The sequence below is a fragment of the Streptomyces sp. NPDC029526 genome (genome assembly GCF_040637405.1).
GTDB lineage: Bacteria > Actinomycetota > Actinomycetes > Streptomycetales > Streptomycetaceae > Streptomyces.
Window position 1 is genome coordinate 647,333 of the sequence record NZ_JBEZWE010000002.1, and the last position, 20,418, is coordinate 667,750.

The 20,418-nt window shown below is 73.4% G+C and carries 16 protein-coding genes and 1 pseudogene; 11 read left to right on the forward strand and 6 right to left on the reverse strand.

The features are described 5' to 3' along the window. The first annotated feature begins 25 nt into the window (after positions 1-25). Entirely contained in the window at positions 26-310 is a 285-nt protein-coding gene (locus tag AB0F01_RS08415) for a type II toxin-antitoxin system prevent-host-death family antitoxin (RefSeq protein WP_362092532.1), read from the forward strand. Then, the gene (locus AB0F01_RS08420) at positions 307-561 is read left to right on the forward strand and encodes a Txe/YoeB family addiction module toxin (protein ID WP_009321768.1); all 255 of its coding nucleotides are present in this window, start codon (positions 307-309) and stop codon (positions 559-561) included. Before AB0F01_RS08415 ends, AB0F01_RS08420 begins: the two co-directional genes overlap by 4 nt. 440 nt (positions 562-1,001) lie before the next feature. Here the strand turns inward: AB0F01_RS08420 and AB0F01_RS08425 are convergent, their stop codons facing one another. The 3 genes and pseudogenes from AB0F01_RS08425 to AB0F01_RS08435 form a co-directional block, all read right to left on the reverse strand. Further along, the gene (locus AB0F01_RS08425; RefSeq protein WP_362091228.1) at positions 1,002-1,589 is read right to left on the reverse strand and encodes a restriction endonuclease subunit S; all 588 of its coding nucleotides are present in this window, start codon (positions 1,587-1,589) and stop codon (positions 1,002-1,004) included. Between the two features lie 97 nt (positions 1,590-1,686). Next, positions 1,687-2,058 (reverse strand): annotated as a pseudogene (locus AB0F01_RS08430) (CPCC family cysteine-rich protein); the annotation flags it as partial. A gap of 545 nt (positions 2,059-2,603) precedes the next feature. Continuing rightward, positions 2,604-4,619, reverse strand: a complete 2,016-nt coding sequence (locus AB0F01_RS08435; RefSeq protein ID WP_362091231.1) for a serine hydrolase domain-containing protein — start codon at positions 4,617-4,619, stop codon at positions 2,604-2,606. Positions 4,620-4,783: 164 nt separating this feature from the next. On the opposite strand from AB0F01_RS08435, the gene AB0F01_RS08440 reads away from it, so the two are divergent. Both AB0F01_RS08440 and AB0F01_RS08445 read left to right on the forward strand, forming a co-directional pair. Next, a complete protein-coding gene (locus tag AB0F01_RS08440) occupies positions 4,784-6,043 on the forward strand; it encodes a sensor histidine kinase (RefSeq protein WP_362091234.1) in 1,260 nt (419 codons plus the stop codon). Next, positions 6,028-6,672 carry a response regulator transcription factor gene (locus AB0F01_RS08445; RefSeq protein ID WP_362091237.1) on the forward strand — a complete coding sequence of 215 codons (645 nt, stop codon included), beginning with the start codon at positions 6,028-6,030 and terminating at the stop codon, positions 6,670-6,672. Before AB0F01_RS08440 ends, AB0F01_RS08445 begins: the two co-directional genes overlap by 16 nt. 101 nt (positions 6,673-6,773) lie before the next feature. Here the strand turns inward: AB0F01_RS08445 and AB0F01_RS08450 are convergent, their stop codons facing one another. The 3 genes from AB0F01_RS08450 to AB0F01_RS08460 all read right to left on the reverse strand — a co-directional run bounded on the left by AB0F01_RS08450 (position 6,774) and on the right by AB0F01_RS08460 (position 9,530). Beyond that, the gene (locus AB0F01_RS08450; RefSeq protein ID WP_362091239.1) at positions 6,774-7,265 is read right to left on the reverse strand and encodes a DinB family protein; all 492 of its coding nucleotides are present in this window, start codon (positions 7,263-7,265) and stop codon (positions 6,774-6,776) included. A 341-nt stretch (positions 7,266-7,606) separates the two neighbouring features. Continuing rightward, positions 7,607-8,236, reverse strand: a complete 630-nt coding sequence (locus AB0F01_RS08455) for a class I SAM-dependent methyltransferase (RefSeq protein ID WP_362091242.1) — start codon at positions 8,234-8,236, stop codon at positions 7,607-7,609. A gap of 202 nt (positions 8,237-8,438) precedes the next feature. Further along, positions 8,439-9,530: a DUF2690 domain-containing protein gene (locus AB0F01_RS08460; RefSeq protein WP_362091245.1), complete on the reverse strand. Its 1,092-nt coding sequence runs from the start codon at positions 9,528-9,530 to the stop codon at positions 8,439-8,441. Positions 9,531-10,267: 737 nt separating this feature from the next. On the opposite strand from AB0F01_RS08460, the gene AB0F01_RS08465 reads away from it, so the two are divergent. The 7 genes from AB0F01_RS08465 to AB0F01_RS08495 all read left to right on the forward strand — a co-directional run bounded on the left by AB0F01_RS08465 (position 10,268) and on the right by AB0F01_RS08495 (position 20,087). After that, entirely contained in the window at positions 10,268-11,851 is a 1,584-nt protein-coding gene (locus AB0F01_RS08465; protein WP_362091248.1) for a S8 family peptidase, read from the forward strand. A 344-nt stretch (positions 11,852-12,195) separates the two neighbouring features. Continuing rightward, on the forward strand, positions 12,196-13,719 hold the full coding sequence (locus tag AB0F01_RS08470; protein WP_362091251.1) for a DUF4190 domain-containing protein: 1,524 nt from the start codon (positions 12,196-12,198) through the stop codon (positions 13,717-13,719). Between the two features lie 194 nt (positions 13,720-13,913). Continuing rightward, positions 13,914-14,666: a GntR family transcriptional regulator gene (locus tag AB0F01_RS08475; RefSeq protein WP_362091253.1), complete on the forward strand. Its 753-nt coding sequence runs from the start codon at positions 13,914-13,916 to the stop codon at positions 14,664-14,666. A 687-nt stretch (positions 14,667-15,353) separates the two neighbouring features. Further along, positions 15,354-15,542 (forward strand): SPOR domain-containing protein, encoded by a 189-nt coding sequence (locus AB0F01_RS08480; protein ID WP_362091256.1) that lies wholly within the window; start codon positions 15,354-15,356, stop codon positions 15,540-15,542. A 136-nt stretch (positions 15,543-15,678) separates the two neighbouring features. Then, on the forward strand, positions 15,679-16,095 hold the full coding sequence (locus AB0F01_RS08485; RefSeq protein WP_362091259.1) for a (deoxy)nucleoside triphosphate pyrophosphohydrolase: 417 nt from the start codon (positions 15,679-15,681) through the stop codon (positions 16,093-16,095). 220 nt (positions 16,096-16,315) lie between these two features. Then, positions 16,316-16,780, forward strand: coding sequence for an ATP-binding protein (locus tag AB0F01_RS08490; protein WP_362091262.1), 465 nt, complete (start codon positions 16,316-16,318; stop codon positions 16,778-16,780). A 628-nt stretch (positions 16,781-17,408) separates the two neighbouring features. Then, positions 17,409-20,087: a SpoIIE family protein phosphatase gene (locus AB0F01_RS08495; protein WP_362091265.1), complete on the forward strand. Its 2,679-nt coding sequence runs from the start codon at positions 17,409-17,411 to the stop codon at positions 20,085-20,087. The last annotated feature ends 331 nt before the right edge of the window (positions 20,088-20,418 follow it).

A 20,418-nucleotide genomic window follows, 5' to 3' on the forward strand; every position in this document is an offset into this window, starting at 1 on the left:
TACCACTGCCGGAAAGGGTGAGGTCATGTCCATAACTGCGAGCGAAGCCCGCAAGGCTCTCTTTCCGCTGATCAAGAAGGTCAACGACAACCACGAGGCCATCGAGATCGTTTCCAAGCACGGCAATGCCGTGCTCGTCTCGGCCGAGGACTATGCGGCATTGCGTGAGGGCTCGTACCTGCTGCGCTCGCCGGCGAACGCTCGCCGGTTGCTCAAGGCCTACGAGAACGCCCTGGCCAACATCAATGTGGCAGAGCGAGAGCTGATCGACCCCGACTCGCCGGATGCGGCCAGTGAGGGTGCTGAGTGAGGCTCGTCTTCGAAGATCAGGGCTGGGAGGACTACACGTCCTGGCTCAAGAACGACCGCAAGATGCTCGCTCGGATCAACAAGCTCATCGAGGATGTCAAACGCGACCCCTTCACCGGAATCGGTAAGCCCGAGCCGCTCAAGTACCACTTGCCAGGTGCTTGGTCGCGGCGGATCGACGACGAGCATCGCCTGGTCTACCTGGTCACAGACAAGGAGATTGTGATCCTCGCGGCCCGCTATCACTACTGAATTGTCGGTTGTCGTCACTGAGCCAGGCCCCCCGGTCGGGACGGAACAGGCGACGTTGGTGCGGGCGCGGCCGGTCGGCACCGGCACGCGGCAAGAGCCGGGTGGCCCTTGCCGCTGTCCCCGGTCGGTGCACCCCTCGGAGAGCGCGACCGGGCGTCGGCCAAGGCTCTGTTCGCGGCGAAACTGGCACGTACCGTCTGCCGGGCCAAGGGCTGGAGTGGAAGCAAGCCTGCTCCCGCACCACGACACCCCCAGTCCAGCGGACGGAGACCGAACGCAGGTAACTCGCGAGCAGTCGGCTGTTCGTCGCCGTGCCCCAGGCCCGCGGCCTCCTGCGGCTCGGAAGTGTGAGCCCGAGAGGGGCACATGGGGTGCCGATCCGCCGGGAGGCCGTCGTAGGCTGGGACGTTGCTCGCGGCGGCCTCGGCCGCAGGAAGTGGCTACGGCGTGGCGATGATGCCTCCGCCCAGCGCCCCGTGGCGGATGCGCCGAGTGAGCTCGAGCTGATCGCGCAACAGGCGCTCGTGTTCGTCCAACTGAGCCATCGTGCCGGCGATCGCTTGCTGGGTTGCAAGGTCGGGCAGCACCACGGGCAGATCGCCGAGAACGCCGAGGGAGATGGTCTTCATCTTCATGCTCCCCGTGGAGTGGGTTTCCAGCCACGTCCGTGCTTCCGGACCGCGCAGGTACGCGGCGAAGTAGTCCGCGTCGAGTGCAGAAGGGGGACGCAGCACGAAGCAGCCGGTGCCACACACCCATCCGTGTTGCTCCTCGCGGACGACAGCGGCTCGCCCCAGCTCTCCGCGGCGCGCCAGGACGACGTCGCCGCATAGGAGACGGAAGCGCTTCAGTTCCGTGGCTTGTCGCTCGCTGATGTATCGGATGCTTGCCGTGCTGAAGCCGTTCCCCGTCAGGTCTTTGGGCATCACGACGGGAACGCCGTCGGCGGCGTCGACGTAGTGGTCGGCGCGGATGAGGCTGCCCGACGGCCCCGCGAGCAGCAGCCCCGGGGTCAGGGCTTCGAACACCCCCTCCACGGTGCCTTCCACGATGTCCCGGAGCGGAACACGCGGGGTCTCGTTCGCGCTGCGGACCGCCCGCTCGCTCCGGTCGAAGCTCTTGCGGGTCCCGGCGCCAGAAGGTGGGGAGCCACCAGCAGAGCACCGAGCGGTCGTCGGGCCACGGGGCGCGGTCCTCGGCCGTCCAGTCCTCGAAGGAGTCCCGTGTCAGATCGATGGGGCGCCAAGCGGGGGCGAGCGGCTCGTCCTCGGTCGGCGAGCGGACAAACCGGCGGCCGTGCTCGTCGCAGGCGCCGAAGTCCTGGTAGTTACGCTGGGCCTCGATCAGAGAGACCTTGTTCGCGCCGCCGGCCATGGTCGGCCAGCGGAACTGGACCCCGTCGTCCTCCCAGAAGCAGACGGGGCAGATCTCGTACGAGCCGGGCATCGCGTCCAGCACGCGGTGCCCGCAGCACGGGCAGGGGTAGCGGTCGCTCACCTGGGCAGTCTCCTTGCCGGTCCCGCCGGTGCGCCATGGATTTCTCGGCCTCCGCCCGCCCGGCCAGTCCGCAGCCAGTCCGCGGGACACCCGTAAACGGCCGTCGGGAGCCAACGTATGTCAACGAGGAAATCCCAGGTCAGAGCCATGGAGCGTGCTCCGCCGCAGGTCAGGATCGGCTCGCAGACATTCCGCTTCAACGTGTAGCGGGTGATCCGTCGATCTTGATCACCTGGCGGGAGTCTGGACCTCCGGCGCGAAGTACGACAAGTGACCTGGCCGGCGCCCTGGTGGCGATAGGTGTCCATGCGGGGCTGCTGATCGTGCGCTTCGAGGCGTCCGAACCGCTCTTCGGCATCAGGGAGGTCGCCATCGTTCCGGCGGCCTTCGTGATCGCCCGATCGGGCAGCGCTGGGCACGGCGCAAGAAGGCCGGGTGAGGTGAGCCACCGGGCCGATGAACTGCCCGTCCGGGACGCGGTGCGCTCGGACGGGCAGTTCCCGTCGGTCCTCCTGTGGTCGTCGGCCGACGGCCTCGCCGCCGCCTCACGCCACCAGCCGGTACAAGGCGGCCACCCCCAGGAACACCACCGCCGCCAGCGTGCCGCACGTGTAGTGGAGCCGCCCGGTCAGCGTCCACCAGCGCCGCCGCCAGGACAGGACCGTACACACGATCATGGCGCCGGTGGTCGCCAGCGCGACTCCGGTCAGTGCCGGGACCGCCCTCAGCAGTGGCGAGTCGCCCACGATGATCGTGCGGTTGAGGGCGTTCGGGTCGGCGGACAGGAGCAGGAAGCAGACCACCGCCGTGGTGATCAGCGCACCGGTGGCCCACAGCAACAGCCCGGCGGCGCGTGCACCGGGCGGCGTGCCCGGGGAGCGGCGGCGCACAAAAGCGAGCACCGGCAGCGTGAGCACCTGCAGCGCGAGGAACGCCAGCGAGCCGAGCAGCACCTGCTGGTGCAGCACCGGGGAGAGGTACCAGGGCAGCCGCTCGTAGGAGACGGAGGCGTCGGAGGCGACCGACAGGCGCCCGCCGCGGAACGCGATCCGGTCCTGGCCGCCCTTCTCCTGGAACAGCCCCGGGCTCAGTTGCACCCAGTGCCGCTCGCGCACCCCCGGGTCGCGGGAGAGCCCGGTCGTGGTCAGCGTTGCGCCCTCGCCCGCGGTCACCCGGACCGAGCCGATCAGCGCGCTGACCCGGGTCAGCTCCGAGGAACTGGTGCGCGTGGAACGGTACTCGCCCTCGTACGGCGTGACGTCGGCCCGGGAGACGGGGCGGCGGGCGCCGGCGGCGGTGCCGAAGTGGTCGGCGAAGCGGTCCACGACCTGCTGCCCCGCGTAGGCGGCGGAACCGTCCTCGCCGTCGCCGTTGTAGACGACGTACACCGCCGCGTCCCGGTCCGGGAGCAGGGCCAGGTTGCCGTGGAAGCCGGGCAGGTCGCCGTCCTTGACCAGCAGCCGCTGCCCGCCCCGCACGCGCTCCTCCAAGATGTAGCCGAGGCCGGGCAGCCGGTGGTCGTTCCCGAACTGCCGCGTCATCAGGGCCTCGGCCGAGCGTGCCGTCAGCACCGGGCCGCCGCCGTCGAGCAGCGCGCCCAGCAGCCGGCCCATGTCGGCCGCGGTGCTGACCGCGCCCGCGCCGGTCGGGGACCAGTCGCCGTACTGCCCGTCCTGGACCCGCTGGCCCTCGCCGTCCGGCCGGTGACCGCGGGCGAGGTGCGCGGCGATCGTGGGGGAGTGCGGCTGCGCGAAGCTGGTCCGCGTCATGCCGAGCGGACGCAGCACCGAGCGCTCCAGGTACGTGGCGAACGGGGTGTCCGTCACCGTCTCGACCAGGTGACCGGCCAGCGCCACACCGTAGTTGTCGTAGCTGGCGACCTCGCCCGGCGGGCGCACCCGGCGCGGCTGGTGCGCCGCCAGGCTCTCGCCGAGCGGGCGTACGTCCTCGGGCCGGGTGACCGCGCGGCCGATGATGTTGTTGTCGAAGCCCGCCGTGTGGGTGAGGAGATCGCGTACCGTCACGGGGTGCCCCGGATACGTGTCCTCGACCTGAAATGCCGTCAGGTAGCGGTTGACGTCGGCCGTCAGGTCCAATCGGCCGCGTTCGATCTGCTGCAGGACCGCGACGGCGGTGAACAGCTTGGCGTCCGATGCCAGGAAGAAGCCGGTGCGCCGCGGGTCGACGGGGGTTCCGGCCGCCGCGTCGGCGACGCCGTACCCCCGCGTAAGGGCCGGCCGACCGCGCTCCAGGACCACCACCGACGCGCCGGGGATGCGGTACTCGTCGAGCTGCCGGCGCACCAGCGCGTCCACGGCCCCGGCGAGTCCCGACGGCGCGTCGGCGGCCGGGAGCCGGGAAGCGGGAGCGGCCTCCGTCCTGGGCGCTTCCATCCTGGGCGCCGCCGTCGCGGGCGCGGGGCCGGGGCCCGAGCCGGCCGACAGGATCAGCGGCACGCACAGCGGCAGGAGCAGGCGCCGCAGTCGCCGTCGCAGGCGCCGTTCCGCCGGCCGTCGCCGTCGCGGGCGCCCTTCCGGTCGCCGGCGCAGTCGCATCGTCATGCGTCCAGTCAAGGCAGCGCGGCGGACACGGGACAGACACCTCGGTGGCGTCCGGTGGTGTACCTGACTACACCGTCGAGGACGCCAGGTACGTCCCCTGCGCACGGCCTCGCGGGGAGGAAGACTCAAGGGGTCGCCGCGGCAGGGAGCCGTGCACCGAGGGGATGGGGACGACCGTGATGGACCTGGACCTCCGCGCAGGAACGCGCGCCATCGGCAGGGGAGTGCCCGTTCTCGGGCTCGCGCTCGCCGAACTCGTCCTCTTCTGCCTCTTCGTGACGGCGGTCTCGCTCGTCGGTGTCGGCCTGGGAGTCCTGCTCGTCCCGGCCCTCGCCGTCGCCGTACGGGCCGTCGTCAACACCTCCCGCCGGACCGCGGAGAGCTGGTCGGGGCAGGCCATCGAGCAGCCGTACCTGCCCGCCCCCGCCGCCGCGCCGGGGCTCAAGGGCCAGTGGCAGCGCACCCATTGGGTCCTCACCGACCCCGCGACCTGGCGCGACCTGGCCTGGATGCTGGTCAACCCGGTGGCCGGCGTGGTCCTCGCCCTGATGCCCCTGTCGCTCGTCGTGTGCGGGATCGGCGGCCTCCTGATGCCCGCGATCTACCGTCCCATCGCCGACGCCGGCTCCAACTACTACCTGTGGGTGCGGATCGACGATCTGGCCTCCGCCTGGTACTGCGTCGCGCTCGGCGTCGTCGTCCTCGGCGCCGGCCTCGTCACCGGGCCCCCCTTGCTGCGCGCCCACGCCGCCCTGGCCCGCACCCTGCTGGCTCCGAGCCCCACCGCACAGCGCGTGCGCCGGCTCACCGACAGCCGCAGCGACGCCGTCAGCAGCTCGGCGGCCGAACTCCGCCGCATCGAGCGCGACCTGCACGACGGGGCCCAGGCCCGCCTGGTGGCCCTCGGCATGAACCTGGGCGTCGCCGAGCAGCTTCTCAGCAAGGACCCGGAGGCGGTCCGCGCCATCCTGGCCGACACCCGCAAGGCCTCCGCCGACGCCCTCACGGAACTGCGCGACCTCGTCCGGGGCATCCACCCGCCGGTCCTCGCCGACCGCGGCCTCGCCGACGCGGTGCGCGCCCTGGCCATGGACAGCCCGCTCGACGTCACCGTCAACGCCGACCTGCCCGGCCGGCCCGAGGCGCCGGTGGAGTCCGCGATGTACTTCGCGGTCGCCGAGGCCCTGACCAACGCCGCCAAGCACGCCGAGCCGGACACCGTGAGCATCGACCTCTGGTACGAGGGCGGTGCGCTGCGGGGCCAGGTCGTGGACGACGGCCGGGGCGGCGCCGACCCCTCGCGGGGCACCGGCCTGCGCGGCATCGAGCGCCGGCTCGCCGCCTTCGACGGGGTCCTCGCCATCACCAGCAAGCCGGGCGGACCGACCACCCTCACCATGGAGCTGCCGTGCGCGTTGTCCTAGCCGAGGACCTCTTCCTGCTGCGGGACGGCCTCGTCCGCCTCCTGGAGTCCTACGACTTCGAGGTGGTCGCCGCGGTGGACAGCGGGCCCGGACTCCTCCAGGCCCTCCTCGCGCACGAGCCGGACGTCGCCGTCGTCGACGTCCGGCTCCCGCCGTCGTTCACGGACGAGGGCCTGCGGGCCGCCCTGGAGGCCCGGCGCCGGCTCCCCGGCCTGCCGGTCCTGGTCCTGTCCCAGTACGTGGAGCAGCTCTACGCCCGCGAACTCCTCGCCGACGGCACCGGAGGCATCGGCTACCTCCTCAAGGACCGGGTGTTCGACCCCGACGGCTTCGTGGACGCGGTGCGCCGCGTCGCGGCCGGCGGCACCGCGATGGACCCCGACGTCGTCGCCAAGCTCTTCGCCAAGGACCACCACCGAGACGGCCCGCTCTCCCGCCTCACCCCGCGCGAGCGCGAGGTCCTGGGCCTGATGGCGGAGGGGCGCTCGAACGCGGCGATCGCCCAGGAACTGGTGATCACCGAACGCGCGGTCATCAAGCACACGTCGAACATCTTCACCAAGCTGGACCTGCCGCCGTCGGAGGCCGACAACCGACGGGTGCTGGCGGTGCTCGCCTACCTCAAGTGAGGTGCCCTCGGCAGGGTTTCGGCCCGCGCGGCGGCGCGTGACCGCCGTCCGGGCGGCACGGCTGCCGCAGCCCGGTCCTCCGTGTCCGGCGGTCCCTGTCCTCAGCGCCCGGTCGCCCCGTCGATCAGCTCGCGGAGGATGTCCGCGTGACCGGCGTGGCGGCCGGTCTCCTCGATCAGGTGGGTGAGGGCCCATCGGGTGCTGGGTGAGGAGCGTCCGGGGAGGGGCGCGGAGAGGTCGGTGCAGGCGTCGAGCACGGCGTTCGCCCGGTCGACGATCTCCCGGTAGCGGGCGACGACCTCGGCGACGCCGTCCTCCTCGGGGGCACGGAAGGTGGCCTGCCAGTCGGTGACCTTCTCCCCGAGGAACGTCGCGCGTTCCACCCAGGTGAGGTGGTGCAGCAGGCCGAGCAGGTTCGTGCCGGAGGGGACCGCGGCGGTCCGGACCGCGGGTTCGGGGGCGCCGTCGACCTTGGCCGCCATCGACGTCCGGAGGTAGTCCAGGAAGCCGCGCAGGACGTCGGCCTCGGTGTTCGCCGTCCGGGGCGGCGGGGCGTCCCTGCGTCGGCGGTGAGGGGTGGTAGGCGGGGGCATGGAGGTCTCCTTCGCAGGTGCCGTCCGGCGCGGTGCCGTCCGGCGCGGTGCAGGCCGTCCGGCGGGGCGGAACGGATCCGACGGCGGGGCGGGAACGGGTCGGTCGGCGGGGCGGGGCGGGCAGTCCGGAGGTGCGGCATGGATCGGCCGGCGGGGTCGGCGTGGATCGGCCGGTGGGGCGGGAACGGGTCGGTCGGCGGGGCGGGGCGGAGTGGATCGGTCGGCGAGGTGGATGGGGCCGTCCGCGGGTTCCGTCCGGAGGGGCCGTCCGGAGCGGTCGTCCGGAGGGAACGTCCCAAGGGGCCGACCCGAGGGGTCGGCCGGGCCGGACGGTCGCCGGGTCAGCCGGTGCGGCGTACGAGCAGGACGTGGTCGGTGACTTCGGCGGTGTTCCCGTCCGGTCCGGTGGCCGTGCGGCGCGGCGCGTCGGCGCGGTCGACCGTCCAGGTCGCCGGATCCAGGGCCAGGCCGTCCGCGACCTCCGACGGACTCGGGTACCGGACCTCGGGGTCCTGGTCCCACGACCAGGGCGCCGTCGATCCGTGGTCGACGACCAGCAGCCGGCCACCCGGGCGCAGCGCCTGCGCGGCCCGGCGCAGGACGGCGGCCCGGTCGAGGTCGTAGGGGGTGTGCAGGTAGTGGGCGGTCACGAGGTCGAAGCGGCCCGCCGGGAACGACCGGCCCAGGTCGTGGCGCCGGGCGGTGAGCTGTGCGCCCAGGCCGGCCCGCGCCGCGCGCTCCGTGAGCCGCTGCACCGCCACGGCCGACAGGTCGACGGCCGTGACCCGCCACCCGCGTCCCGCGAGCCAGAGGGCGTCGCCGCCGTTGCCGCATCCCAGGTCGAGTGCGTCGCCGGGCGGCAGGTCCGTCGCCGTCTCGACGAGCCGGGCGTTGGGGCGGGGGGAGGCGGTCTGCGGACGGGCCGCGTGGACGCCGTCCCAGAAGGTGACCGCTGCGTCGGTCGCACTCATCGGGCTCCTCATCGGGTCGGGGTGCGCTCTGCCGGTGTGTTCGCCAGTCTCACCCGATGTCCCAGGAACGGCACGGCAACTTGCCGCTTCGGCAAAGCGATCCGATGCGGTGCGGTGACGGCGGGCGGCGCGACCATCGCGGGCAGCCGGCCCCGGCGGGTCTCGCCGGACCGGCCGGAATCCCGCCCCCGGGGCGGGCCGGCTACGGCTTGCGCTCGTCCGTGACCGCGGCGGGCAGCGGTGAGGGGCCACCGTGCGGGGTGCAGACCTCCGCGCCGCCGTCGGCCGGGACCACGCAGGCCCGTACGGCGGCGGGATAGGGCGCCTCGATCATGGGCGAGTAGGTGTCCCGGTCGTAGGAGATGGAGCGCTCGGCCGAGAGCTTCTCCTTCCCCTCGACCCGCGCGGTGTCCCCGACCTCGCCCTCGGTGATGCGCGCCCACGCGGCTCCGCACCGGGGGCTGTAGCGCAGTTCGAGGTACAGGCCGTCCACCCTTTCCGCGGCTGCCGTCCACACCCCGATGTGGCACTCCATGCGCTGGGCGTCCTTGCCGCGGCACTCGAAGCCGGTGCACCGCACGACGGTGCCCTTCGTCTGGGGTTCGCTCTGGCTCACCGGCGGGGAGATGAGCATCCCGCCGAGCAGGCCCGTGGCCATGCCCACCCCGGTGGCGGCTCCGAGCAACAGGCTCCACCGCCGGGGTCTTCGGCGAGCGGCACGGGGCGCGGGCCGCTGCGGCTCCTCTCTTCCGGCCCGGCCGACGGCCAAACCCGGGTCCGGGTCCGGGCCTGGGTCCGGTTCCGGGTCCGCCGTGGGTACCGAGGCGGGCGCTACGGGCGATGTCCCGGTCGTTCCGGTCGCGGGCGGGGTATCGGCGCCCACGCGCTCGGCGGCCACCACGTGCTCCGTCGGCTCCGCGGGCCCGGTGTCCCGCGGGGCCGGCGCCTCGTTCCCGGTGGGCTCGGCGGCCCCGTCCGGCCCGTCCGCCTGCTCGGACCCGGCGGCCTCCGGGCTCCGCACCTCAGGCTGCGCATGCTCGGCGATCTCCAGCATGAGGAGCAGCCGGTCGGGTCTGACGCCCACGGCCCGGGCGAACTCGTGCACGGCCTGCCGGGGCGGCAGCGCCTTGCCGCTGAGGTAGCGGCCCCAGGAGGACTTGCTGTAACTCGTCCGGTTGGCCAGCGTGGCCAGGGTCATCCCGTGGCGGCGGCGCAGGAGCCGCAACTGTTCGGTGAGCAGTTCGGCCTCCCGGGCGGACCCCCCGGCCCGCGAGGTCTCGTCCTGTCCCGCCACCCCGTGTCCTCCCTCGCCTACTCCCGCCCGTCACGGGCGTGTTGACGTGTCCCGCGTCCCATCATGTCCCATCGATTCCCACCGCTCTACCGGCGTCCGTGGCCGATATCCGACCATGTGGGCACCGCGTCGGAACCCCGGCAGCCATCGCCAGCGGACCTGCCGACCGGACCCCACGGCTTCTGGGCCGCACACCGGCCCGGCCGCGGTCCATCCGGTCGGACGGCTGTTCACGGCGGACCAACTCGTCGGGCGAGCGCAGGAGTTCGTCACGGCGTACCGCGTCGGCGGCGTCCTCACGGTGGCCGGACGGTTGCGGGCCGGCAGGCCGCGTGACGCACCACAGTCCTGCGGCGGCACCCACGGGGGAGTGCCGCCGCAGCTCCACCACCGATGGAGGAGAGACCCCGTGCGCCTGCGCGCACTGGTCACCGCTCCCGTCAGGTGCCGTGCCGTGCCGTGCCGTGCTGTGTCGTGTCGTGCCGTGCCGGCGGGTCGGGGAACCGTTGCGGGTCTCCGTCCGCATATGTCGGGGGCGTGGCGGGGCTGTTTCGTTCGTGCAGGGCCCTTGTGCAATTCCTGTGCAACCCTCAATCTTTCGCTGATGCCCGGTTGAAGAAGCCCGCTGTTGACATGCGCCTGTCATTGGCTGGTTCTCTCCGTCACCCCTGCGGGCCGTGCATCGACCGCACCACCCCCCACAGCACGCGCACCACCGACTGAGGAGGAACCCTCACATGGCAGTGATGCGTCATCCCCGGCGAAGACTGGCCACCCTCGGTGCCGCGGCGTCCGCCGCGCTCGTCGTGAGTCTGGTCTCCGCTCTCCCCGCGGGCGCGGCCCCGGCCGCGGCCGAAGGCCGCATCCAGTACGAGGGCGCGGCGAACGCCGTCGCCGGCAGCTACATCGTGACCCTGAAGGCGGACGAGGCCCGCTCCGGCACCGCGGAGGGCCGGGCCGTCGCCAAGAAGCACGGCGCGGAGATCGAGCGGACGTACACCAAGGCCCTGAACGGGTACGAGGTCGAGGCGTCCGAGGCCGAGGCGAAACGTCTCGCCGCCGACCCGGCCGTCGCCTCGGTCGTCCAGAACCGCACCTTCCACGTCACCGGCACCCAGACGAACCCGCCCAGCTGGGGCCTGGACCGGATCGACCAGCAGAACCTGCCGCTCGACAACTCGTACACCTACCCGGACTCGGCCGGTGAGGGCGTCACGGCGTACGTCATCGACACCGGTGTGCGCATCACGCACAGCGACTTCGGCGGACGCGCATCCTACGGCTACGACGCCATCGACAACGACAACACCGCCCAGGACGGCCACGGCCACGGCACCCACGTCGCCGGCACCGTCGCGGGAAGCTCCTACGGCGTGGCCAAGAAGGCCAAGGTCGTCGGCGTGCGGGTGCTGAACAACTCGGGCTCCGGCACCACCGCCCAGGTCGTCGCCGGCATCGACTGGGTCGCGCAGAACGCGGTCAAGCCGGCCGTCGCCAACATGTCGCTCGGCGGCGGCGCGGACAGTGCGCTCGACGCGGCGGTCCGCAACGCCATCGCCTCCGGCATCACCTTCGTCGTCGCGGCCGGCAACGAGTCCACCAACGCCTCGACCAAGTCCCCGGCCCGCGTGACCGAGGCGATCACCGTCGGCGCGACCACCTCCAGCGACGCGCGCGCCAGCTACTCCAACTACGGTTCGGTGCTGGACCTGTTCGCGCCGGGTTCCTCCATCACCTCGGCCTGGAACAGCAGCGACTCCGCGACCAGCACCATCTCCGGCACCTCGATGGCGAGCCCGCACGTCGCCGGCGCCGCGGCCCTGCACCTCGCCGACAACCCCTCGGCCACCCCGGCCCAGGTCTCCTCGGCCCTGACCGCAGCCGCCACCTCCGGCGTCGTCGGCAACCCGGGCAGCGGATCGTCCAACCGCCTGCTGCACGTCGGCGAGGGCGACACCACCCCGCCGCCGCCCCCCGGTGACCGCTTCGAGAACACCACCGGCGTCACCATCGGCGACCGTTCCACCGTCGAGTCCCCGGTGACCGTCTCCGGCATCACCGGCAACGCGCCGAGCGACCTGGCCGTCGAGGTCGACATCAGCCACACGTACATCGGCGACCTCCGGGTCCAGCTGGTCGCCCCGGACGGCTCGGTGTACACGCTGAAGTCCTACGGAACGGGCGGCAGCGCGGACGACATCAGGACCACGTACACCGTGGACGCCTCCTCGGAGACGGCCAACGGCACGTGGAAGCTGCGCGTGAGCGACAACGCGTGGTGGGACACCGGCCGGCTCAACAGCTGGGCCCTGCAGTTCTGATCCAGCGCTGACGGTCCCTCACCCGCGCACGTGAAGGAGCCATGCTCCGGAGCCCGACTCCGGAGCATGGCTCCGCCGCTGTGCCCCGGGGCCGGACGCCCAGCACGTCCGCGCCCTCGACGGACATGTCCCCGTCCTCCACGCCCGGGCGCGGTGGACGCGCCCGGGCCACCTCATCGGTGCCTCCCGCCCCGTCCCCGTCTCCTCGTCGGCCGCGTCCCTGACCGAGTCCTCATCCGTTTGCCCTTGCCTTTCCCCGTCCTCTTCCCCGTTCTCTTCCCCGTTCTCCTGACCGGCCCCGGATGCCCGTCTCCGTTCGCCCTTGGCGGGACGAGGTGTTCGTGATGCCGGAAGGCACCGCGGAGACCCGGGCACCGGCGCCTCCGGCTGCCCGCCTACGCTGCGCGCAGCCGCTCGTCGGCCGGTATCTCCGCAGCGCAGCCGAACCAGGAGCGGTACCCGTGTCCATACCTCCGCCCACCGGGCCCAGACCGCAGCCGTACGACCCGGCGGACCCGCCCGCCGGAGCCGGCGGCCCCGGCCACCGCCCGCTACCCGCGCCCAGCCCGTTCGCCCCACCGGGGTCCCCCGAGCCGCCCCCTGCCTCCGAGCGGTCCCCGTCCGTCGAGCCGCCCGCCGCCCCCACGCCGACCGAGGACGCTGCGCCGACCGATGAGGCTGCGTCGCCCCCTGCTGTCCGCAGCCCCTTCGCCCCGCCCGGAACACCCGAGCCGCCGGCCGGCGACGCCCCGGCCCACCCCGCCCCGTACGGCCCGCCCGGCCACTACGGGACCCCGCACTCCTACGGGACACCACACCCTTACGGGACCTCGGACCCCTACGGGACTCCAGTCCCCTACGGGTATCCGGGCCCCCGGCCGCCCGCCCCGGTCAACGGCTTCGCCGTCGCGTCGCTCTCGTTCGGTCTGCTGATGTTCTGCCTGCCCCTGGTGGGGCTCGTACTCGGGCTGATCGCGCTGTGGCAGATCCCGCGTCGCGGGCAGGGCGGCCGGGGCATGGCGATCACCGGGTCCGTACTGTCCGGTGTGGGGGTGGCCGTGTGGACGCTGCTGTTCGCCACCGGAGCACTCAGCGCTGTGTGGGACGGTTTCCGGGACGGGCTGCGCGACACCACCGTCCACTCCCTCCGCGTCGGCGAGTGCTTCATCGCACCGGACGGGATGGGGGTCTGGTCCTACGCGTCGTACCCGGCGGCCTGCGAGGAGAAGCACCACGGCGAGGTCTTCGCCCGGATCGACCTCCCCGACGGCCCCTACCCGGGCGACGCGGAACTCGGCCGGAGGGCCGTGGCCGAGTGCTACGCCCACCGCTACGCCTACGTCGTGGACGTCTGGACGGTGCCCGACAACGTGGACGTCTACCACGTGTCACCCTCCCGGGAGAGCTGGCGTTACGGAGACCGCGAGATCGTCTGCGCGTTCGGCGACAACGACCCGCAGGCCCTGCTCACCGGTTCGCTGCGCCGGGACAAGAGCACCCTGAACGCAGATCAGATCGTCTTCCTGGAGGCCGAACGCCTCTCCGAGCAGGCCGTGGACCGGTGGCCGGACGGGGATCCCCAGGACAACCTGACCGGGCACCAGAAGTGGGCCGAGGACATCACGGCGGCCCTGGACGAGGAGACCGGCATGCTGCGCGAGCACACCTGGCCCGCCGCTGCCGCGCGGCCGGTGGCCGATTTCGTCGCCGACCTGGAGGAGGCCCGCGCGGCGTGGGCCCGGGCCGCCGAGGCCGAGGACGCGGACACCTACGACGAGCACTACAGCGAGGCGATGGCCCTCCCGGCCCTGGAGAGCGCGATCACCGCGCGCGAAGCTCTGGGGCTGAGCACCGGGTCACCGTCGTAGGCCTCCGGCACCCGGATCACCCCCGAGCGCATGGCACCGAGGTGTGGGCGGGCCGGGAGTGGGGAGAAAGTGCCTGGGTAGAGCGGTCCCCGGGCGTCATTCATCACATCGAGTGATTCTCTGGCCTTTGCTTGCCTGTGCGAACCGCGGGTTGCCACGCTGTTGCTGTCTGTACAACCTGATGGGAGCGGCCCGTGACTTTCGGTGAGCAGCCGGCGTACCTGCGTGTCGCGGGGGATCTCCGCAAGAAGATCGTCGACGGCCGACTGCCGCCCCACACCCGGCTCCCCTCGCAAGCCAGGATCCGCGAGGAGTACGGCGTCTCCGACACGGTGGCGCTGGAGGCGCGCAAGGTGCTGATGGCCGAGGGGCTGGTGGAGGGCCGCTCCGGCTCGGGGACGTACGTGCGGGAGCGGCCGGTGCCCCGCCGGGTCGCCCGCTCCGGCTTCCGGCCCGAACGCGGCGCCACGCCGTTCCGGCAGGAGCAGTCCGACGCGTCCGTGCACGGCACCTGGGAGTCCAGCAGCGAGCAGACCGAGGTGTGCGGCGCGGTCGCCGAGCGGCTCGGCATCCAGCCCGGCGAGCGGGTGATGCGCACCACCTACCTCTTCCGTGAGGCGGGCGAGCCGATGATGCTCTCCACCTCGTGGGAGCCGCTCGCCCTGACCGGCCGGACGCCCGTGATGCTGCCCGAGGAGGGTCCGCTCGGCGGGATGGGCGTGGTCGAGCGCATGCGCGCCATCGACGTGATCGTGGACAACGTCACCGAGGAGGTCGGTGCCCGCCCCGGCCTCGCCGAGGAACTGGTCCTGCTGGGCGGCGTCCCGGGCCACGTCGTGCTCGTCATCCAGCGCACCTACTACGCCTCCGGACGCCCCGTCGAGACGGCCGACGTGGTGATCCCCGCCGACCGCTACCGGGCCGCCTACCACCTCCCGGTGCGGTAGCGGCCGGCGCCACCTCCCGGTGCGGTAGCGGCCGGTGCCCGGCGGGCGTGTCGGGCCGCCGGGTCTCACCTCGCCCGCCCCTTGACCGTCGGCGTGCGTTCCGCCGCGGCGTCCCGCTCCCGCCGATAGAGCCCTGACGCCCCGACGCTCCAATGCCCCGACGTCCTGTCGGGGCGTCGGTCGTCGCGCCGTCGCGCCGTCGCGCCGTCGCGCCGTCGGGCCGTCGTCCCGCGTGGCCGTCACGGACGTCCTGGACAGCCAGCCCGTGGTCCGCCAGACGCCGCCTGCACCCTGACGCCCGCGCCTCCGCCGCCGACGACGTGCCGCCCGCACCCCGCCGGGGCACGGTCCTGGGCGGCGGTGCGAGCCCCCGGACACGCCGTTCACACCCTCCGTGCGCCGCCGCTCCGGCGCACGGAGCGCCGGGCACGTCCCCGGGGGCCGTAGCAATTCGGTCGTTCTCGCTGGTCGTCCGTGGGCCGCGGACGGAGTCCGGCATGGCTCTGACCGGACCTGTCGACGGGGCGCACGGCGCATTCACCACCCTGCGCCCCCTGCGTTCTGGCTGGTTGGGTACCGCTTTGTAAAAAGACGTGTTCGCAGCGTGAAGGTAAGGCGTAGGCTCGGGCATATGCGGATTGCGGTTTCCTTACCGGGCGGATCGCGGGCGGGACGTGGAGGGGCGCGATGAACGACGGCACGGTGACACTTCCCTGGCTCGTCGTGCGCCAGGACGACAACGGCAATCGCTACCGCGTCGGCCGGTACGCGAGCCGGGCCGAGGCCCAGCGGATCGCGGACAGCCTCGACGAGCGCGGCCACGAGCAGCTCTACTGGGTCGAGCGCATCGGCCAGAACGGCCGGACGCCCGACTGACCCACCGGCTGGTCCCGCCCACGGGACCCACCAGGTCCGTCCGGCCGGTCCCCACGGTTTCGTACGGCGCTCCCGTGGGTTCCATCCCCGTCCAGGGCAGTCGGTGACGCCCCGCTCCTCCCGTAGGCTCGCCGCCATGGACGAGCGGATCGTGGTGGCCGGTGCGGCCCTCTGGCACGAGGGGCGGCTCCTCGCCGCCCGCCGAAGCGCTCCCGCCGAGCTGGCCGGGCGCTGGGAGCTCCCGGGCGGCAAGGTCGAGCCCGGGGAGTCCGGCGAGGCGGCCGTCGTACGGGAGTTGCGCGAGGAACTCGGCGTCGACGCCGAGGCCGGGCCGCGCGTCCCGGGGGAGTGGCCGCTGCGCCCGCCCCACGTGCTGCGCGTGTGGACGGCACGGCTGCGCCCCGGATCCCCCGCCCCCGCCCCCCTCCAGGACCACGACGAGCTGCGCTGGCTCGCACCCGCCGACGTCTGGGACGTCGACTGGCTGGACCCGGACGTGCCGGCCGTCCGGGAGGCCCTCGCCCACGTCGGCCACGCCTCGACCCGTACCTGAGCCGACCGCACACGGCGCGCCGCCGCCCCACCGCCCGCCCCGCCCGAGGCCGTATCCACCGTGCCCGCCACACCCGCCGCTGCCGCCGCCCGTCCGTCGCCGACGCATCATCCGGCCCCCGGTCGTCGGCCGGCACCACCGCCGTACCTCATCACCGCCGTACCGGGACCACCGCCGTGCCGGGACGTCCGCCGACGGTACGTGCCCCATTTATCGGGGTATGGACCAGTTATCCCGTGTGACGTCGGGTGAGATCGGACGCGATGGCCGGGAAGTGAGTCCCGTGATCGACATCGAGGGCGACTGTGCCGCGTGGACGTTCCCCGCGGAGCCGGGTGCCGTGCGTGCCGCCCGCGCCGCGGTCCGGACCCGGCTGCGGGCCTGGGACCTGGACGGCGTCGGTGACCTGACCGCGCTGCTGGTCAGCGAACTCGTCACCAACGCCCTGCGCCACGCCTCCGGCCCCATCGGTGTCCGGCTGGTGCGTCCGCGCGGGCCGCACGACGTCCTGCTGGTGGAGGTTTCCGACACCCTGCCGGATCTGCCGCGCGAGTGCGTCCCCCAGCCCGAGGACGAGCACGGCCGGGGTCTCCAACTGGTGGCCTCCACCTCCCGCCGCTGGGGCACCCGGCCCGGCAGCGACGCCACCGGAAAGACCGTCTGGTTCGAACTCGCCGTGCCGTGATGACCTCGCATGCCGTACTGCCAGGTACCCGCCACCAGCCCGCCCGGCCGTGATGGCGGGCGCGGCCTCCGTGCGGCGACGAGTCCGCCGGCCGTGATGACGGGCCCACGGTGTTGCGACGACCCCCGGAACCGAGCGGCCGTGTCGTGATGAACGCCCCCGTGACGCCCCGTCGCACCGGCCGCACCACAGTGGCCCCGTAGCACCGGCCGCACCACAGGGGCAGTCGGCCACGCCACACCACCCCACACCCGCCGGTCGGCCACGCCACACCACCCCACACCCGCCGGTCGGCCACGCCGCACCGCACCACACCCGCCGGTCGGCCACGGCGCGAAGGGGCGCGAGGGGGGTACGGGGGGAGTGCGGCGGCTCGTTGGGAGGGGGCATGCGCCCCCGTCCCGGGGCGAGCGGCCGGTCCGCGTCGGCGACCGTTGCGTGAGAGGGGGTTCGACCGCGTGTCCGCTGGTTAGAAGACTGGGAGTGTTCTCATGGCCCGGACCGAAAAGCAGTGGGACCGAGCTGTGATCGTGAACACCGTGTTGTGCGGCGCCGTAGTGCTGGATACTGCGGGCAGCCGCCCCCGGTGACCGGTGCCGGACGCGGTGAGCTGGAGGGGACGGTTCGCGTGAGCGAGATACCAGCGAAGGCCACGGGGTCCGAGGACCCCTCGGGCGGCGCGAGGGCGGAGGCCGCTGACGGCCTCCTGTCCGGCGACGCCCCGTTCGGCGACCCGATGTGGCAGAGCAGCCCGCCCGGCTCCATGTACGACTACATCAAGGTCGCCTCATTCTCCATCGGGCCCGACGGGCTCGTCGACCAGTGGAGCCTGCGGGCCGAGCAGCTTCTGGGCGTCCCCGCCGAACGCGCCGTCGGCATGGACCCGATCGCCGCGTTCGTCGACCCGGGCCGGCGTGAGCAGGGCCAGCGCAAGATGGCCGAGATCCTGGACGGCCGCGAGTGGACCGGGGTGGTGCCCGTCCGGCTGCCGCACACGGCGGAGGACGGCGACCGCGAGGGCGAGCACGGACGCGAGGGGCTCGCCGAGGTCTACGTGATGCCGACCCGGACCGAGGACGGCCGGAAGGCCGCCGTCTGCATCGTGGTCGACGTCCGCACCCTGCGCAGCATCGAGACCGACCTCGCCGCGTCGCAGGCCATTTTCGGCCAATCTCCGTTCGGCTTCGTGCTGATCGACCCCGACCTGCGGGTGCGCCGCGCCAACCAGCGGTTCGCGTCCATCTTCGGAGGCACCCCGGACGACCACCGCGGCAAGGGCGTCCACGACTACCTGCCGCGCGGTGAGGCGGAGCGGGTCGAGGCCACCCTGCGCCGGGTGCTGGAGACCGGCGAGTCCATCACCGACATGCACGTGACCGGCTACGTCCCCGGCGCCGAGGACCGCCGGCACTGGTCCGTCAACCTCTACCGCGTGCACAGCGGGAGCGGTCGTCCCATCGGCATCGCCTGGCTCGGTATCGACATCACCGCGCGCCGGGCCGCCGCCCGCGAGGCCGCCGCGGCACGGCGCAATCTCGCCCTCCTGAACGAGGCGGGCGCCCGGATCGGGAACTCCCTCGACCTGGAGACCACCGCGCGGGAACTCCTCGACGTCGTCGTCCCCGGCTTCTGCGACCTGGCGACCGTCGACCTCTACCAGGGTCTGCTGGCCGGCGACGAGACCCCGCAGGGCCTGGCCGACGGCAGCGCGGAGGTGCGCCGGGTGGCGTTCGCCAGCGCCGTCTCCGACGCCCCGCTCGGCAGCGCCGGCGAACCGGTGAAGCTGGGCGCCGTGCACCACTACCCCTTCAACTCGCCCTGCGCGGACGCCCTGCGCACCGCCCGCCCGCAGACCGTGCCCGGCGAGGAGGGCGGCCTCGTGCAGTCCACCCTCGCCGTGCCGATGGTCGCGCAGGACACGGTGGTCGGCCTCGCGCAGTTCGCCCGCACCAAGGGCAGCGAGCCGTTCGGCGACCGCGACCGCGACCTCGCCGTGGAACTCGCCGCGCGGGCCGCGGTCTGCATCGACAACGCCCGCCTGTACCGGCGGGAGCACGAACGGGCGTTGATACTCCAGCGCTCCCTGCTCCCGCCCGGCGACCCGGAGGCGTCCGGCCTCGACATCGCCTGCCGGTACCTGCCCGGCAACGTGGCCACCGGCCGGCCCAGCGAGGTCGGCGGCGACTGGTTCGACGTCATCGAACTCCCCGGCCACCGCACCGCGCTGGTCGTCGGCGACGTCATGGGCCGCGGCCTGCGTGCCGCCGTCGCCATGGGCGAACTGCGCACCGCCGTCCGCACCCTGGCCCAGCTCGACATCGAACCGGCCGAGGTGCTCTCCCAGTTGGACGAGATCGCGCGCGGCCTCGGTGCGCCCGGCGGCATCCACCAGGCCACCCGCGCGGCCCGCCGCCCCCGGGAGGCCGACCTCTCCGAGGTGTACCTGGCGACCTGCGTCTACGCCGTCTACGACTCCGTCACCAGACGCTGCACCTTCGCCAACGCCGGCCACCTGCCGCCCGTCCTGGTGGAACCGGGGGAGCCCGCGCTGATGCTGGACGTGCCGCCCGGCATGCCGCTCGGCGTCGGCGGGGAGCCCTTCGAGGAGGTGGAGGTCGAACTGCCCGAAGGCGCCCTGCTCGCTCTCTACACGGATGGACTGGTCGAAAGCCGCGATCACCCCCTGGACGAGGGCCTCCAGGCTTTCGTCGGCGCCCTCAGCGACCCGTCCCCGTCGACCGGCGACCACCCGGCGGCGACGGGGCCGCCCGCGGGCGCCCGGCCCAACCTCGAGGACGTGTGCGACCACGTGCTCAACACCCTCGACACCCACCACGGCGAGGACGACATCGCCCTGCTGATGGCCCGCGTCCAGGGACTGCCCGCCGAGTCCGTCGGCGACTGGACCCTGCCACGCGAACCCCGCAGTGTGGGCCGCGCCCGCGAGCACGCCCGCGCCCAACTGCTCGGCTGGGGCCTGGAACCCCTCGTCGACACCACCGAACTCCTGGTCAGCGAGCTGGTCACCAACGCCCTGCGCTACGGCGAGGGCGAGATCAGACTCCGCCTGCTCCTGGACCGCACCCTGGTCTGCGAGGTCTGGGACTCCGGCCTGGTCCAGCCCCGCCGACGCCGCGCCCGGGACACCGACGAGGGCGGTCGCGGCCTGCAGCTCGTCGGCCTGCTCAGCGCCGCCTGGGGCTCCCGCCGCACACCGCGCGGCAAGACGGTCTGGTTCGAACTGCCGCTCCCCGGAGGGGACACCACCCTGACCGACCCGGCGGAGGCCCTGCTGAGCCTGTTCTGACGCGACGCCCCGGCGGGAGGCCCACAGCCGCAACCGCGGCCTCCCCGGTGATCGTCTTCCCCGGCGACATCAGCCACGCGGGCCCCGGGCCCGCCGGGGAGGGGATGCGCCATGGAGCCGCCGACCGACCACCCGCGCGACCGGCGAGAACCATCCGGGGCCCCGGCCCCCGGGTGCCTGCCGGACCCCACCGGGCCGAAGGCGCGGGCGCGGGACGTGGCACGCCCGGACGACACCGAACCGGAGCCGCCGGACGATCAGACATCGGGCGCGCAGGCACCGGTCGCGCAGACACCACCGGATGCGGAGAGACCGGCGGCAGGGGCGGACG